A 14,092-nucleotide genomic window follows, 5' to 3' on the forward strand; every position below is an offset into this window, starting at 1 on the left:
TCGCATTCCATACCGGGACTGAGTCGGAGCTTCGGTGGGCTGAACCGCCCTCAGACGTTGAGATCGAAGACCAGAATGCCGGCAAGGCCACCATCCGTCGAGGAGACGATGCGTTCGCCGACGATCACATGTTCGGGATGGATGAGATAGGCATCGCGCGCCTCGGGGCTTTCGAAGGTGACGGCAAAACCGTCGACGAAGCCTGCATGCAGTCCCTCGGGGGAAACATTCGGCCCGTATTTGATATCCAATATGCCGGGAATGACCTGTTTCAGGGCGACGATCGCTTCGAACAGCGACTGCTTGTCCTCGTTCGTCATCGCGGTCTTCAGCCGCAGGAATACGCAGTGCAGGATCATTCGTGGTCCTCTCGATTTCTGTGCCGGCAGAATAACGGCGAAAGCCGGGAGGGCAATGAGATTATTTTCACGCAAGCGTTGCGGCGGCGAGCCCGCCGGCCGCGAAAGCGCGCAGATCGCCTATAAGATCCGCTGGCCGTGACATCAAGGGCCAGGAAAATCGGTCGAAATCGAAATGAAGATTACATCTGATCGGTCGTGACCATCGGGCGCTTGTAGATCTTCTGGACGAGATCGCGCGACAGGGCGCGGGCCTGATCTTTTTCCGCCGGCGTCATCGGCCGGCAGGTGTTTCTGAGGTTGGAACCATCGAGCACGGTCGCAGCCCCGGAATTGGCGATGAGGAGGTGCCAGCTGCAGGAGGCGACCCTGTCGATGCCGACGGCGCCATGGCAACCGGTGGAGAGGCAGAAGGCAACGGTCACCTGTGCGCCGTGATCGCCCTTATGCGCCAGATCCAGGGCTGTCTTGAAATCCTTGACCCACCGCTCGCAATGCGCCTGTTTTCCTCCCGGCTGGCAAGTCTTGGTGACGGGCGTGATGTCGCCGGCCTGCAGCGGCGAGACGCAACAAACACCCAATGAGAGGGTGAGCAGAAACTTGAGCATGGGATTTTCCTTGTGCAAGCAATGAGAGGCGCACATCCCAGGCCGTTGGTCAATGGTCCGTCGGAGGCGGTTGCAAATGCCCTGCATTCGCGTATTTCGAAACTGTGCGCCTGCCGTCCAACGCCGGCTCAAACGGATGACGGAGGATGGGGTCATCCAGGCGAACGTCGCCGTTCTCGACCCCACGGCGCTCGGGCAGTCGACCGCCATTTTCGCGGAGATGGAGGTCATCAGCAACCGCTGAGACCGCCCGCCGCTCACGCCCGCTTGGTCAGCGGAAAACGCTCCCGAAGTAGCCGCAGCACCGATTCCGACGGGATCGGCGGCCCGAAGAGGTAGCTCTGTCCGTAGCTGCAGCCCATCTTGGCGAGTTCGATCGCATCCTCGTTGGACTCGATCCCCTCCGCCACCACCTTCATCTCGAGTTCGCGCGCCATCGATATCACCGATCTGAGCACGGTCGCCTTCTTGTCGCTGCCGTCGCGCACCAGCGCCTTGTCGAGCTTGATCGTATCGAAGGGGAAGCGGGTGAGATAGGCGAGCGACGAATAGCCGGTGCCGAAATCGTCGAGCGCCAGCCCGATGCCGGCTTCCTTCAGCTTCTGCAGCACCAGCCGGGCCTGCTCCGGATTTTCCATCACCATGGATTCCGTCAGTTCGAGCTTGAGGCGCGAAGGCTGGCAATGCGTCTTGGCGAGAACCGAGCGCACGTCGTCATAGAGTTCGTTGTTGAGCAGCTGCACGCTCGACAGATTGATCGATACGAAGATCGGCAGCTCGCCGGTCTGGTTCTGCCAGCTCATCAGATCGTTGGTCGCCTGTTCCAGCGCGAACATGCCGAGCGGGCCGATAAGGTCGGAAGCCTCGGCGATCGGAATGAATTCGGAGGGCGGGATATTGCCGCGCTTGGGATGTTCCCAGCGCATCAACGCCTCGAAGCCGGCGACCTCGACATCCTCGAGCCGGGCGATCGGCTGGTAGACCATCGACAACTCCTTGCGCTCGATGGCGCGGCGCAGATCCGTTTCCAGCTGCAGCCGGTCGGTGCCGAAGTCGCGGAAGGCCGGCTGGAACGGCTCGACGCGGTTGCCGCCGGCGCGTTTGGCCCGGTACATGGCAAGCTCGGCGTCGCTGAGCAGGCCGGTGGCGCTCTCCTGCCGGTCGACCCAGGAGGCCAGCCCGACCGAGGCCGTCAGGATGATCTCGCGGTTGGCGAAATTGATCGGCACCATGATCGCCTTGCTGATCGCATCGGCAAAATCGGCGACCTTGGCCGGATTGTGCTCGGAGACCAGGATGAGGCCGAACTGGTCGCCGGCAAGCCGCGCCAGCGTGTCCTGTGGCTTCAACAGCCGGCGCAGGCGCCGCGTCAGTGCGATCAGGATATTGTCGCCGGCAGCGACGCCGAGCGCATCGTTGACCAGCTTGTAGCGGTCGATATCGATCACCATCACCGTCGGGCGCAGCGTCTCACCGCCCGGCGCCAGCGCCAGCACCGACTGCAGCCGGTCGAGGAAGACCTGGCGGTTCGGCAGGCCGGTCAGATTGTCGTGCAGCGCATCGTGCAGCAGCCGCTCGACGGAGTTCTTCTGTTCGGTCACGTCGACGATCGTGCCGACGCAGCGGATGATCTCGCCGTTGGAGCCGAGCACCGGCCGGGCGCGGATCAACAGCCAGTGGAAATGCCCGTCCTCGGCGCGGATGCGGAATTCGTGGTTCAGCCGGCCGCGGCGGTGTTCGAGCAGCACGTCGAGGGTGGCGCGGAAGCGGTCGCGGTCGTCGGGATGCAGCCGTGGCAGCCAGTTGCGCGCGGCCCCGTGCATGGCGCCCGGCGATAGGCCGAGCTTGACCGAGACGTCGGGAATGGTGACGACGCGGTCGCGCGCCACATCCCAGTCCCACACCATGTCGCCGGAGCCGGTCAGCGCCAGCGATTGCCGTTCGAGATCGGAAAACAGCCCCTGCTGGAAGGCGCCGCCGGCAAAGGCGTGCTGCATGACGGTGAAGCCGATCAGGAGCACGATCAGCACCAGGCCGCCGCCAAGCGCCGGCTGGATGATGTCGTTGTCGAGCCGGCCGGTGACCGTCAGCCACGCCCCGAACAGCCAGACGAGCGTCAGCGCCCAGGCCGGCACCAGCAGAATGGCGCGGTCGTAGCGGTTGAAGCCGAGATAGATGATCAGCAGCAGGCCGGTCGCCGCCGTCAGCGCGAAGGACAGCCGGGCGATGCCGGCGGCAATCGATGGATCGTAGATCGCCACGCCGAAGAGCAGGGCAAGGCCGAGCACCCAGGCAAGGGTGGCGTAACCGAGATGCGCATGCCAGCGATTGAGGTTGAGATAGGTAAACAGGAAGATGACGAAACTCGAGGCGAGCGCCACTTCGGCGCAGGCGCGCCATATTCGCTGGTCGGCCGAGGCGACGCTGATCAGCTTGCCGAGAAAACCGAAGTCGACGCAGATATAGCCGAGCACCGCCCAGGCGAGCGCGGCCGTTGCCGGCAGCATCGACGTGCCCTTGACGACGAAGAGGATGGTCAGGAACACGGCCAGCAGCCCGGCAATGCCGAGCACGATGCCACGATAGAGCGTGAAGGCGTTGATCGTGTCCTTGTAGGCGTTCGGTTCCCAGAGATAGATCTGCGGCAGCTCCGGCGTCGACAGCTCGGCGACGAAGGTGATGACGGCGCCGGGGTTCAGCGTGATGCGGAAGACGTCGGCCTCGTCGCTCGGCTGCCGGTCGAGCGCAAAACCTTCGCTCGGCGTGATGGCGCTGATGCGCTGCGAGCCGAGATCCGGCCAGAACAGCTTGGAATTGACCAGACGGAAATGCGGCGCGACGATGACGCGTTCGAGCTGTTCCTCGGAAACGTTGGCAAGCGCAAACACCGCCCAGTCGCCCTGGTGGTTCTCCGAGCTTGCCCTGACCTCGATGCGGCGGCGGATGCCGTCGGCGCCGGCAGCCGTCGAAACCTGGAAGGCCTCGCCCTGGTTGACGTAGATTTCGGTCGTCGCCGTCAGGTCGAGCGCGGTATCGTCACGGGAAATCTTCACCGGTTCGGCCGCCTGGGCAGCGCCCGCCACCAAGGCGAACGCCGCCAGCAAAAAGGCTGCGATCACCGCGATCACTCGTCCGGACGGTGATTTGGGCAGCATGCGGTCTCTGGTCATCGGCTGTCGGTTTTCCTGCCTTTATCCGTATCGGTGGCGAGACGTGAAAACATCACATGGTCATGCCACTGACCGTTGATCTTCAAATATCCGCGCAGATAGCCTTCCTGCTGAAACCCGGCCTTTTCAAGCAGACGGATGCTGCGCGCGTTATCTGGAATACAGGCTGCTTCGATACGGTGCAACTCAAGCCCGGTGAAGATGTAAGGAATAACCATTTGAAGAGCGGCGAACATATGCCCCTGGCCGGCATGGCGTTCGCCCATCCAGTAGCCGATCATGCAGCTTTGTGCCGCACCCCGCCTGATATAACCGATGGTGATGCCGCCGACGAGCGTCTTGTCTTCCTTGAGAAAGATGAACAGCGGGATCGCCTGGCCCGAGGCATATTCCTGCTTGCCGCGGATGACGCGGGCGCGGTAGGCGCCTTCCGTCAGCTCGTCGCGCCGCCACGTCGGCTCCCAGGGTTCCAGGAACCGGCGGCTTTCGGCGCGTAGCCGGTGCCACTGGTTGAAATCCTGGTAGCGCGGCAGGCGCAGGAGATATCTGTCGTTTTCCAGCTCGACCGCATCCGGCTGCCGCGACAGAAACCGAAAAACGGATTTGGGCATCGATCACTCCCGGCAGACAGACGTCGGCTCAGCTTGCCTGCAGCGTCTTCGACGCCGGGACGGAAAGCGAGGCGGTGATGTCTTCCATCGGTGCGAGCTGTTCCAGCGGCCCGATTGCCGAAAGCGTCGGCACCGTGTCGTAGAACAGCCGGCCGGCGAGATCCGTCAGCCGCTCGATGGTGATGCCCTCAAGCCGCTCCATCATCTCCGGATTGGAGATCGGCCGGCCGTAGAGCATCATCTGTCTTGCGATCTGGCCGGCGCGCGAAGCCGGGCTTTCCTGGCCCATCAGCAGCTGGGCGCGGATCTGGGCGCGGGCGCGCTCGATTTCCTTCTGGTGGATCTGATCGGCGGACTTGTGCAGCTCGTCGATGATGACGGGCACCAGTTCCGGCAGGTTTTCGCCGCCGGTGGCGGCATGAATGCCGAAGATGCCGGTGTCGGAAAAGCCCCAGTGGAAGGCATAGACGGAATAGCAGAGGCCGCGGAACTCGCGCACTTCCTGGAACAGCCGCGAGGACATGCCGCCGCCGAGGATATTGGCGAGGATCTGCGAACAGTAGAAATCGCGGGCATGGTAGGGTTTGCCCTCGAAGCCGAGCAGGATCTGCGCGTCCATCAGGTCGCGCGGTTCGCGTACGCTGCCGCCGATATAACGTGCCGCTTCCATCACCGGCGGGGCCGAAGCCTCTGTCGGGAGGCTGGCGAAACGGTCCTCGACCATGCGGACGAATTCTTCATGCTCGACGGCGCCGGTGGCGACCACGAACATGCGGTCGGTCGTGTAGTTGCGGCCGAGATAGGTGCGGATCTGCTGCGGCGTGAAGGAAACGACGGTTTCCGGCGTGCCGAGGATCGGCCGGCCGAGCGTCTGGTCGCGATAGGCGACCTCGGAGAAGCGGTCGAACACCACGTCGTCGGGCGTGTCGTTGGCCGCGTTGATCTCCTGCAGGATCACCTGCTTCTCACGCTCCAGTTCCTCCTCCTCGAAGGCCGATTCCGTCAGGATATCGGCAAGGATGTCGACGGCGAGCGGCACATGGTCCTTGAGGACGCGGGCGTAATAGGAGGTCGTCTCGGTCGACGTGGCGGCGTTGACTTCGCCGCCGACATCCTCGATTTCCTCGGCGATCTGGCGGGCGCTGCGGCGCCCCGTTCCTTTGAAGGCCATGTGTTCGAGCAGGTGGGCGATGCCGTGCTCGTCTTCCGTCTCGTTACGCGATCCCGATTTGATCCAGACTCCGAGCGCAACGCTTTCAAGGTGCGGCATGGTCTCTGTAACTACTGTCAGCCCGGATTTCAGCCGGGTGCACTCAACTGTCATTGGCTATCTTTCTGCGCCTGCCGTCGTCTCGCCGCGGGCGTGTTTGCCGATAAAGCTTTCTACGGCTTTCAGCTCCGGTTCGATGATCTGGAAGCGCTCCTCCCTGTGCATCAGATCAGCAAGCCACGTCGGAAGCGCCGGGTCAATACCGCAGGCCGATTTTACGGCGACCGGGAATTTCGCCGGATGCGCGGTCGAAAGCGTCACCATCGGCGTATTCGGCTTTTCTTTCTTGGCGGCGACGAAAACGCCGATCGCCGAATGCGGATCCAGCAGATAGCCGGTCTCGGCATGGGTCTTGCGGATCGTCTCGGCCACCTGGCTCTCGCTGGCGCGGCCGGCCCGGAAATCGCGGCGGATCGCCTTCAGTGCCTCGGCGCCGATCTCGAAACCGTTGGATTGCTTGAGGCTTTCCATCGCCGCGCGCACCTTGGAGGCGTCGCGACCATAGGCTTCGAACAGCAGCCGTTCGAAGTTGGACGAGATCTGGATGTCCATCGACGGCGAGGTCGTCGCCTTGACCGCCTTCATGTCGTAACGGCCGGTCTTCAGCGTCCGCGCCAGAATGTCGTTCTCATTGGTGGCGATGACGAGCCGGTCGATCGGCAGGCCCATGCGCTTGGCGCAGTACCCGGCGAAAATATCGCCGAAATTGCCGGTCGGCACCGTAAACGAGATCTTCCGATCCGGCCCACCGAGTGCGACGGCGGCCGTGAAATAATAGACGATCTGGGCCATGATACGCGCCCAGTTGATCGAGTTGACGCCGGACAGACGCACTTTGTCGCGGAAGGCCGCGTCGTTGAACATCGCCTTCACCAGATTCTGGCAATCGTCGAAATTGCCCTCGACGGCCAGCGCATGCACGTTCGACGCGGTCGAGGTCGTCATCTGCCGCTGCTGCACCGGCGAGACCTTGCCGTGCGGGAAGAGGATGAAGATGTCGGTGCGCTCGCGGCCGGCAAAGGCATCGATCGCCGCGCCGCCGGTATCGCCCGAGGTGGCGCCGACGATCGTCGCCCGCTCGCCGCGTTTTTCCAGCGCATAATCCATCAGCCGCGCCAGCAGTTGCATCGCCACGTCCTTGAAGGCGAGCGTCGTGCCGTGGAACAGCTCCATGACGAAGCTGTTCGGGCCGGTCTGCACGAGCGGCGCGATCGCCGGATGGCGGAAGGTGCCGTAGGCTTCGTCGATCATCGCCCTGAAGGTGTCGTCGGGGATCTCGCCATTGGTGAAGGGCGACAGGATGGTGAAGGCGACTTCCTGATAGCTCTTGCCGCGCAGCGCCCGGATTTCCTTCTTGGAAAAGCTCGGCCATTTCGAGGGAACGTAAAGCCCGCCGTCGCGCGCAAGCCCGGTCAGCAGGGCGTCGCAAAAGCCGAGGGCAGGGGCCTCGCCGCGGGTCGAGATATAGTCCACGTTCGTCATCCTTGATTTATCGCTGGAAGAAATCCGGCCGGGCGCAGCTGTGGCGCGCCCTGCCGAAAATTGGAGAGGGGCTGCCCTTGATGCGGGCCATCGCGGGTATCCTGTTGAAGTTGCCCGCATCCGGCGGCGAAAAGTGCATCAAAACGGTGCTTACCCAATCGATTTTTGTTTGCGCCGCTGATATAGACCATCGCAAACCGTCATGAAAGGCCTCGAGAAAAAGACATGGGGCCTCCAAGAAACGCTTGTACAAGGGATGGAATATGGTGCTCGGCAAGGTCTCGCGTCTCATCGTCTCCGCATCTGTTCTTGCCCTGCTCGCCGGTTGCGATACGATCGGCCTAGGCGGCGACAGCAAGCCGGCGGCGGCCCAGCCGAGCGGTACCGCCCAGATCATGCCGCTGGCGCCCGCCAACCCCTCCTCGAACAATCCTTCGATCGGCACCGCCAAGACGGCGCAGGGCACCGTCGCCCCCGTCGTCCAGGGCGCCTGCCCGCAGATCTTCATGCGTGACCAGGATGCGATCTTCCGCACCTATGCCAAGGGCAAGAAGGACGATCCGCAGCAGATCGTCTTCCAGGCCTCCTTCGGCGATTACACCCGCCAGTGCTCGCTCAGCGACACGAACCTGACGATGACCGTCGTTGCCCAACTGCGCCTGATCACCGGCCCGGCCGGCGCCGCCGGCCCGGTGACGCTGCCGATCCGTGTCTCGATCGTCGATGGCGAGAACGTGCTCTATTCCGAGGTCACCAAATTCCCGACCGAAATCCCGGCCGGCGCCCCGGGCACCCAGGTGATCTTCCGCAAGGACGGCATCAAAATGCCGGTCGGCGCCGGCGCCCTGGTGCGCGTCAACATCGGCTTCGACACCCAGCCGGCGAAGAGCAAGAAGAGCAGCTAAGAAAAGAAGTGCCCGCCCGCATGGGTCCTCGGGTCAAGCCCGAGGACGACAGAGGGTGGGGGAACGCATGCGGCTAGGACCGCAAGTGTGAAGTAATTTTCTTGGAATTGCCGTTTTTATTTTACGCGATGCGCAAGCAAAACCGCTCGCGCATTCTGCTGGAATTCCTCCAGAGATCTCGCCTCTTGCCGGTTGATCTCCCCACTCTCCGTCATACTCGGACTTGACCCGAGTATCCAAGCTGCAAGCACTCCGCTGAATTTGTTCGGCGGCCGTCAACCGCTCGCCTGCATGGCGCCGAGAGGCCAGCCCAGCGCCCAGCCCTTAAAGCACCCCTTCCCATGCCGCCAGCGCGGCAACGACGCCCGGGAGGTCGTTCATGCGGGAGATTGCGGTTTCGGCGCCGGCATCCGTCAATTTGTCGGCATGGGCGGGATAGCTGTGCGAGGCGCCGGTGAAGCCGATGACGCGCATGCCGGCGGCGCGGGCCGCATGCACGCCGTGCACGGAATCCTCGACGACGACAACCTTGTCGGGGGAAACGCCCATCTGGCTGGCGCCGTGCAGGAAGATATCGGGCTTCGGCTTGGCGCGGTCGGGGCCGAGATCCTTGGCGGAGAAGATATCAGGCGCAAACAGCGGCTTCAGCCCCACCTTGGTGAGCATCATGTCGAGCCGCTTGCTGCTCGAATTCGAGCAGATGCAGCGCTTCATCGGCAGCCTGGAGACGGCGAATTCGACGCCGGCAATGGCCTTGACGTCGCTGGCGAGCCTGAGGTCGAGCATCTGCTCGGACTTTTCGAGCAGCGAGGCCGAAAACGGGATGCTCGCCTCGCGCTCGATCTGCAGCAGGATGTTGCGCCATGTCATGCCGGCGAAGCGTTCGCCCATTTCCTCGACGCTGATCGGATATCCGGCCTCCGTCAGCAGCGCGGATTCGACTTCCGCGGCGATGATTTCCGAATCGACGAGTACGCCGTCGCAGTCGAAGATGATGAGGTCGAAGCCGTCCATATGTTCACGCCTTGCTGAAAGTTTGGGCTGAAGGTCTGGGCTGAAAGCCTGGGTCCGGGAATGCTGCGGCTTTACACGATGCCCGGCCAAAGCTCAACCGGATCCCAAGCATGGCTGCGCTGCGACAAGCGACCGGCTCCGTGAACCCCCACGTCCATCCGGGCGGCCGCCCAGCACGTTCACGCCGCGCCGGGCTGTCCCGCCGCTTCATAACGCGCCCGGCTCAGGCTGACCAGGCTTGATATGGCAGCGCAGCCCGCTGCAATGACGACCGCAAAGTCGAGTGCCGTCGACAACGGCAATGTTGCGAAAATGACCGACATGGAGATCCCGCCGAGGGTCTGGCCGAGAAGCCGCGCGGTGCCCTGCATGGCGCCCGCCGCACCGCTGCGGGCCTTCGGTGCCGAAAGCAGGAGAATGCGGTTGTTCGGCGTCTGGAACAGTCCGAAACCGAGGCCGGCGATCACCGTGCCGATGAGGAAGGCGATGCCTTTCGGGTCGGGCGGCGCCAGGCCGGCCACCAGAAGGCCGAACGCCAGCAGCGCCCCGCCGATGGCGCAAAGCCATGCCGTCTTGATGCGGTTTGCCAGGCGCCCCGAGATCGGCGCGATGATCGCGGTCGCGGCCGGCCAGGGCATCATGTAGAGCCCCGCCTGAACCGGCGTCATGTGCAGCCTGTGTTGCAGGTAGAAGGGGAGCGCGATGGTGCTCAGCATCTGGCCGCAGAAGCAGCATATCGAAGCGATGACGGCCACGCGGAATGCCGGTGTCGCCAAAAGGTCGGTCGGGACGAGCGGGACGTCGCTGTTGCGTTCGAGGCGCAGCAGGCCGAAAAGGCAGGCGAGCGACGCGGCGATGAGGGCCGCACCGCTGACCGGCGCGGTCGCAATCCGATCGGCGCCGGAGAAGAACAGGATGAACATCGCCGTATTGGCGAGCAGCGCCTTCACCTTGAGCTTGCGCCTGGCGCCTTCGACGTGCCCCAGCAGGCCGCCGCCGATGAGAACGAGGATGCCGAGCGGTATATTGACCGCAAACAGCCAGGGCCAGCTGGTGACGGAAAGGATGGCGCCGGCAATGCCCGGGCCGGCAGCCGAAGAAATGGCGATGACCATGGCATTGATGCCGATAATCGGGCCCAGCATGTGCTGCGGCAGGGCCTGGCGCAGGTTCATCATCGCCAGCGCCATGATCGCGCCGGCGCCAAGCCCCTGCGCGAAACGCGCCAGGATCAGCAGGGGCAGGTCGCCCGCCAGGGCGCAGGCCGCCGACGCCGCGGTGAACAGTGCGACGCCGATCAGGAAGACCCGCCGCGCGCCATAGATTTCGCCGAGCGCCCCACAGGGAAGAATGGCGACGAGCACGGCCAGCTGATAGGCCGAGACGACCCAGACGGTGCTCTCGGCCTGCGCCTGCAGCGAAAGCGCGATCGAGGGCAAGGCGACGTTGGCGATCGCTCCGTCCAGAACGACGAGAACAATCGTCAGAAGCAGCAGGGCAACAGCCAGATACCGCCGCGGCGATGCCAGGCCGTCTTGGGCGATCGGTGCGGTGCAGGTGAGGGACATGGGAACTCCTCGGTGCTTATGGGATGGCCGATTCATTAGCTCGCGTCGATCTCCTGCGCCAGACGCAACCGAAGCAATTGACTGTTGCGTCTGGCGCCATGCCTGATTAGACTTGCGCCATGTCCGATCTCGATTTCAATCTCCTGGTGGCGCTGGATGCGCTGCTGCGCGAACAGAGCGTATCGGCCGCCGCTCGCCGGCTTGGCCTCAGCACATCGGCCATGAGCCGGACGCTGTCGCGCTTGCGGGCGGCACTCGGCGATCCGATCCTGGTGCCGGCCGGGCGCGGCATGGTCGCCACACCCCATGCCCTGGCGATTGCCGAAGACGTGCAGGTGTTGAAGGACGCCGTGAAGGCGGTGCTGAGCCCGCCATCGACCGTGGAGATCCGGGAGGTGCGCCGCCACTTCACGATCCGTGCCAACGAAGCCTTCGTGCTTCTCTACGCCGCCGATCTCAGCGCCGCCGTGACCGACGCTGCGCCGGGGATCAGGCTTCGCTTTGCGCCGAGATCGGACAAGGACCTTCAGGCTCTGCGGGACGCGGCGGTCGATCTCGATATCGGCGTCCTGCCGCGCGATGGCGGCGAACTGCGCTGCCAGACCCTGTTCGAGGATCGGTTTGTCGGTGTCGCCAGAGCAGGGCATCCGATCTTCGATGCAGGGATAACGGCCGAACATTACGCCGCATTGGGCCATGTGGTCTTTTCGCCGCAGGCGGACTATGCCGGCCCCGTCGACAGGGCGCTCGCCGAACTCGGCCATGAGCGTGACGTCAGGCTGATCGTGCCGAGCTTTCCGGCGGTGATTGCCGTTGCGGCGGCATCCGACCTGATCGGCTCGGTGCCAAAGTCCTATTGCAAATCGGCGGCGATCCGGGAAATCAGGACCTTCGACCTGCCGGTTGCCGTGCCGGGTTTCAACATCGTCCAGGCTTGGCACCCCCGTATGGATGCAGATCCCGCGCATCGCTGGCTGAGGGCGCTGATTTTTGAGACGTTCCACTCAGTAAGCTGAGTGAGCCCAGCCAAAGCTGGCGCTGCGCCCGGTTTCGCTGGAATGAACGATCCTGTTAGGGCGCAGCGCGTTTTTGAACGAAGCAGTCAGGCGGCCCACTGCGCGCGCTGCCGGCCGGCCGATTGCGCCGAAGCCGCCGCCCGCAGCTTGAAGCGGGAAACGAGTTCGCGCAGCTTGGCGGCCTCCTGCGCAAGCTGGCTGGATGCGGCAGTCGACTGCTCGACCATCGCCGCGTTCTGCTGGGTCACCTGATCCATGGAATTGACGGCGGTATTGACTTCGGCAAGGCCGGTCGACTGCTCCCTTGCCGAGACGGCGATGGCATCCATGTGCTGGTTGATGCGGGCAATCTGTTCGCTGATCGCGCTCAGAACCTGGCTGGTGTCGAGAACCAGCTTGACGCCGCTTTCCACTTCCTCCGACGATTTTTCGATGTGGCCTTTGATTTCCTTCGCCGCTTTCGCCGATCGCTGGGCGAGTTCGCGGACTTCCTGAGCCACCACCGCAAAGCCCTTGCCGGCCTCGCCGGCGCGTGCCGCCTCGACGCCGGCGTTGAGCGCCAGCAGATTGGTCTGGAAGGCGATCTCGTCGATCACGCCGATAATGCTCGAGATCTGCTGCGACGACGCCTCGATGCGGCGCATCGCCTCTTCGGCATGCGACACGACCTCGGAGGACTTGGCGGCATTGCGGTTTGCATCGGTCGCCTCCGTGCGCGCCTCGTCGGTGCGCTTGCTCGAATTCGAGACATTGGCGGTGATCTGATCGAGCGCTGCGGCGGTTTCTTCGAGCGAGGCTGCCTGTTGTTCGGTGCGCTTCGACAGGTCGCCGGCCCCGGATGCGATTTCCCTTGTGCCTTCGTCGATTGCCGTAATGGCCGCGGCGATCGCGCCAAGCGTCTGGTCGAGCTGCCTGATCGACATGTTGAAATCATGCCGGAGGCTCTCGAAATCAGGGGCGAAGGGCTCTTCGATCTGGAAGGCGAGATCGCCTGCGGCAAGCCGCTTCAGGCCGGCGGCAAGACCTGAGGTCGCCGCCCGCAGCCGTTCGGCGGCATCCTCGTCGGCCTGTTTGCGTGCCGTGACCCGCTCGGCTTCGCCCTGCAGGCGCGCTGCCTCGGCGTCCTGTTCGAGTTGCTTGTTGGCAATCGCCGCCTGGCGGAAAACTTCGACAGCCGATGCCATTGCGCCGATTTCATCGCTGCGGCCGATCGCGCTGCTGGCAATGGACGTGTCGCCGCCGGCAAGCCTCTGCATATCGTTGGAAAGGGCGAGGATGGGTTTCGTGACGCTCTTGCGGGTCAGGAAATAAAGGCCGATGGCGAAGATTGCAGCAAGAGCCAGAAGTGCCTTCAGAACCACGCCCACCGAGGCCTTGACCTCAGCGCTGCGCTTTGAAATTTCGTCGGAGGTCGCGGTGATCTGGTCGCCGGTCTCTTCCATTCCCGTTTCCAGCGCGGAAAACTGCGCCATGAATTCAGGCAGGGCCTTCAATGCCGCCGCCGGATCCTGGCCGGCAAGATCGATGATCTTCGTGGCGCTTTCGACATAGGCGATGAGGGCAGGTTCGATGCCGGCAAGGATCGCTTTGGTCTTTTCGTCGGTGGCGAGCGCCCTGTTGGCGTCGATCATCTCCCGGAACGATGCCTTATGCTCCGCCAGATCGGCCTTTACCGCGCCGGCGTCGATGCCTGCTGCCGGGTTGGACGCCAGCAGGGCCGCCAGCACGTCGGCGCGCAGCGCGTCATGCATCATATCGGCCTGCATGTGGTTGCGCAGAATTTGCGCTGACTGGGCGACATTGTCGCTGTTTGCAGAAAGGGTGGACGCAGACCAGATGCCGACGCCCGTGGCGCCGCCGGCCAACGCGAAAATCGCGATGCTTGCAATGATGATCTTATGCTGGATCGACGCCATGATGGGGCTCTCACGTTAATGTAGAACCTGAGAGTATCGAAACATGCTTAATGATTTCTCAGCGAGGCGTCGCGAAGCCGCGTAAAAACAACAGGTTGCAGAGTTCGGCTCATTCGATGAGCGGTTGAATGCGCGGCGGGATCGGCCTGGAGAAGGGCAGGGCCGACCGCAAT

12 protein-coding genes and 1 pseudogene are annotated in these 14,092 nt (G+C 63.6%); 3 read left to right on the forward strand and 10 right to left on the reverse strand.

Annotated elements, in window-relative coordinates; genetic code table 11:
• Positions 1-50: 50 nt before the first annotated feature.
• Both RHEC894_RS04865 and RHEC894_RS04870 read right to left on the reverse strand, forming a co-directional pair.
• A complete protein-coding gene (locus RHEC894_RS04865; RefSeq protein WP_010068006.1) occupies positions 51-359 on the reverse strand; it encodes a Dabb family protein in 309 nt (102 codons plus the stop codon).
• 182 nt (positions 360-541) lie between these two features.
• Positions 542-967: a hypothetical protein gene (locus RHEC894_RS04870; protein WP_085736470.1), complete on the reverse strand. Its 426-nt coding sequence runs from the start codon at positions 965-967 to the stop codon at positions 542-544.
• A 106-nt stretch (positions 968-1,073) separates the two neighbouring features.
• Here RHEC894_RS04870 and RHEC894_RS04875 point away from each other — a divergent pair.
• A pseudogene (locus tag RHEC894_RS04875) lies at positions 1,074-1,202 on the forward strand (AsnC family transcriptional regulator); the annotation flags it as partial.
• 22 nt (positions 1,203-1,224) lie between these two features.
• On the opposite strand, the gene RHEC894_RS04880 reads toward RHEC894_RS04875, so the two are convergent.
• From RHEC894_RS04880 to RHEC894_RS32860, 5 genes are read right to left on the reverse strand one after another with little or no spacing between them, the layout of a single operon-like run.
• On the reverse strand, positions 1,225-4,137 hold the full coding sequence (locus RHEC894_RS04880; protein WP_085736471.1) for a sensor domain-containing phosphodiesterase: 2,913 nt from the start codon (positions 4,135-4,137) through the stop codon (positions 1,225-1,227).
• Complete coding sequence (locus tag RHEC894_RS04885) at positions 4,134-4,748, reverse strand: GNAT family protein (RefSeq protein WP_010067690.1); 615 nt, start codon at positions 4,746-4,748, stop codon at positions 4,134-4,136. Before RHEC894_RS04885 ends, RHEC894_RS04880 begins: the two co-directional genes overlap by 4 nt.
• Positions 4,749-4,776: 28 nt before the next feature.
• Complete coding sequence (locus RHEC894_RS04890) at positions 4,777-6,072, reverse strand: pitrilysin family protein (protein WP_085736472.1); 1,296 nt, start codon at positions 6,070-6,072, stop codon at positions 4,777-4,779.
• A 3-nt stretch (positions 6,073-6,075) separates the two neighbouring features.
• Positions 6,076-7,500 carry a threonine synthase gene (thrC, locus tag RHEC894_RS04895; RefSeq protein ID WP_085736473.1) on the reverse strand — a complete coding sequence of 475 codons (1,425 nt, stop codon included), beginning with the start codon at positions 7,498-7,500 and terminating at the stop codon, positions 6,076-6,078.
• Positions 7,497-7,691 carry a hypothetical protein gene (locus tag RHEC894_RS32860; protein WP_164517664.1) on the reverse strand — a complete coding sequence of 65 codons (195 nt, stop codon included), beginning with the start codon at positions 7,689-7,691 and terminating at the stop codon, positions 7,497-7,499. Before RHEC894_RS32860 ends, thrC begins: the two co-directional genes overlap by 4 nt.
• A 72-nt stretch (positions 7,692-7,763) precedes the next feature.
• On the opposite strand from RHEC894_RS32860, the gene RHEC894_RS04905 reads away from it, so the two are divergent.
• Positions 7,764-8,405, forward strand: a complete 642-nt coding sequence (locus RHEC894_RS04905; protein WP_085736475.1) for a hypothetical protein — start codon at positions 7,764-7,766, stop codon at positions 8,403-8,405.
• 324 nt (positions 8,406-8,729) lie between these two features.
• Here RHEC894_RS04905 and RHEC894_RS04910 read toward each other — a convergent pair whose 3' ends face one another.
• Both RHEC894_RS04910 and RHEC894_RS04915 read right to left on the reverse strand, forming a co-directional pair.
• Positions 8,730-9,419 (reverse strand): HAD family hydrolase, encoded by a 690-nt coding sequence (locus RHEC894_RS04910; RefSeq protein ID WP_085736476.1) that lies wholly within the window; start codon positions 9,417-9,419, stop codon positions 8,730-8,732.
• Between the two features lie 179 nt (positions 9,420-9,598).
• Positions 9,599-10,915, reverse strand: coding sequence for an MFS transporter (locus RHEC894_RS04915; protein WP_085738857.1), 1,317 nt, complete (start codon positions 10,913-10,915; stop codon positions 9,599-9,601).
• Positions 10,916-11,106: 191 nt separating this feature from the next.
• On the opposite strand from RHEC894_RS04915, the gene RHEC894_RS04920 reads away from it, so the two are divergent.
• Positions 11,107-12,003 carry a LysR family transcriptional regulator gene (locus tag RHEC894_RS04920; protein ID WP_085736477.1) on the forward strand — a complete coding sequence of 299 codons (897 nt, stop codon included), beginning with the start codon at positions 11,107-11,109 and terminating at the stop codon, positions 12,001-12,003.
• Between the two features lie 86 nt (positions 12,004-12,089).
• Here RHEC894_RS04920 and RHEC894_RS04925 read toward each other — a convergent pair whose 3' ends face one another.
• Positions 12,090-13,919 (reverse strand): methyl-accepting chemotaxis protein, encoded by a 1,830-nt coding sequence (locus RHEC894_RS04925; RefSeq protein ID WP_085736478.1) that lies wholly within the window; start codon positions 13,917-13,919, stop codon positions 12,090-12,092.
• Positions 13,920-14,092 lie beyond the last annotated feature (173 nt).

It is taken from the genome of Rhizobium sp. CIAT894, from assembly GCF_000172795.2.
Classification (GTDB): domain Bacteria; phylum Pseudomonadota; class Alphaproteobacteria; order Rhizobiales; family Rhizobiaceae; genus Rhizobium.